The organism is Planktosalinus sp., from assembly GCF_059864935.1.
This window is the reverse complement of the sequence record NZ_JCBCCK010000423.1, coordinates 1-1,701: the sequence shown is the minus strand read 5'-3', so window position 1 is coordinate 1,701 and position 1,701 is coordinate 1. Positions and strand designations below refer to the sequence as shown.

The following is a 1,701-nucleotide window of genomic DNA, read 5'->3' as shown; positions in this document are numbered from 1 at the left end:
ATGGGTATACAACGCGTGGCGTGGCCTAAACCCCAGTGCAGTGGCGCAACCAAAATGGTTTTCTGATTTTGCATAAAAACAAAGGTAAGGATTATTCCTGCCGGGTAATATTTCCTTAATTTTGCCAAAAAATTAAATAATTGTTGTGGGAAGTAAAAACAAACTCAAACGCTTTAAGGAAAACGAAACTTTTTCAAACGTCATCCAACCCAAAAGGGATGAACTACTCAATGACGCCTTTAGTTTTAAAGGCAAGTGGAATGAATCCTTCTTTAAAAACATCAACCCCATTGTTCTGGAACTGGGATGTGGTAAGGGTGAATATTCAGTAGCGCTGGCGCAACAAAACCCCGATAAAAATTTTATAGGCATTGACATTAAAGGAGCCAGGTTTTGGCGCGGGGCCAAAACAGCTTTGGAAGAAAACCTCAACAATGTGGGTTTTGTGCGCACTCAAATCGAGCTTATTGAACATGTTTTTGGACAAAACGAAGTTTCTGAAATCTGGATTACTTTCCCCGATCCGCAAATCAAATACAAGCGCACCAAACACCGCATGACCAATGCAGGTTTTTTAAACAGTTATAAAAAAGTATTGAAACCCGATGGGGTTATTCACCTGAAAACTGACAGTGAATTTATGCACGGCTATACTCTAGGGTTGCTTCACGGCTTAAATCACGAAATCATCTATGCACACCACGATGTGTACAGCACAGAATATGCCCCAAAAGAGGTGACAAGCATTCAGACTTTTTATGAAAAACAATATCTGGAAGTGGGCAAAAAAATAACCTACATTAAATTTAAGCTAAGCTAAAATAATTTATTTATCTTCACTCGGTAAACGCCTATTCATGGAATACATACTGTACTTTATTTTTGGCTATACATTTGCCTTAATTGGAGTCATCCCCCCCGGGCTTCTTAATATGTCAGCAGCAAAAATAAGCATCGAAGAAAGCCGCAGAAATGCATTTCTTTTTTCCCTGGGTGTTATCACCACTGTTACCGTTCAAGTATATCTGGCCCTTCTTTTTGCAAGGTATCTGGACAAACATCCCGAGATAATTAGTGTACTTCAACAAGTAGGGTTGGTCATTTTTATCGGCATCACAATTTACTTTTTGTTTATAGCAAAAGAAAAGAGAACCCTCTCCCAACAAATTCATCACAAATCAAAAAGACGCAGGTTTTTTCAGGGACTCATTGTCGCTGGCCTGAATTTATTTCCGCTACCTTATTGGGTATATTTAAGCATTACCTTTTCATCTTTTGGGTGGTTTGATTTCACAAAATCATTTATAGCATTGTGTATTTTTGGATCTGCCCTTGGAACTTTGACCATGCTCGCTGCCTATGTGCATTATTTCGATTACGTCAAGAAAAAACAAAGCGAATTAAAACTGAATGTCAACTACATCATTGGTGGAATAACGGGACTCATATCTGTTTTTACCCTATTGAAAATTTTAAACCTTCTATAGTGTCACAAGAGGAACAAAACTTTTTTTCTCGTGTTTATGAAGTGGTAAGGCAGGTCCCTTACGGGAAGGTGACTTCTTATGGTGCTATTGCCAAACACATTGGTGCCCCCGGGAGTGCAAGAATGGTGGGCTGGGCGATGAACGCCTCACATAATCTGCCTGATGTGCCCGCACACCGCGTGGTGAACAGGAAAGGCCTCCTTACCGGCAAACA

The 1,701-nt window shown here is 40.0% G+C and carries 3 protein-coding genes; all 3 read left to right on the top strand.

Annotated features, from left to right (window positions below; genetic code table 11):
• The first annotated feature begins 145 nt into the window (after positions 1-145).
• A complete protein-coding gene (trmB, locus tag AC6F75_RS12795) occupies positions 146-820 on the top strand; it encodes a tRNA (guanosine(46)-N7)-methyltransferase TrmB (RefSeq protein WP_500715483.1) in 675 nt (224 codons plus the stop codon).
• Between the two features lie 37 nt (positions 821-857).
• Complete coding sequence (locus AC6F75_RS12790) at positions 858-1,487, top strand: LysE family transporter (RefSeq protein ID WP_500715482.1); 630 nt, start codon at positions 858-860, stop codon at positions 1,485-1,487.
• Positions 1,487-1,701 (top strand): methylated-DNA--[protein]-cysteine S-methyltransferase (locus tag AC6F75_RS12785; protein ID WP_500715481.1); only part of this gene is annotated, 215 nt, incomplete at its 3' end. The genes AC6F75_RS12790 and AC6F75_RS12785, both read left to right, overlap by 1 nt.

Coding starts and splice junctions, on each gene's coding strand:
- AC6F75_RS12790 (WP_500715482.1), top strand. CDS start 858: ATGGAATACATACTGTACTTTATTTTTGGCTATACATTTGCCTTAATT.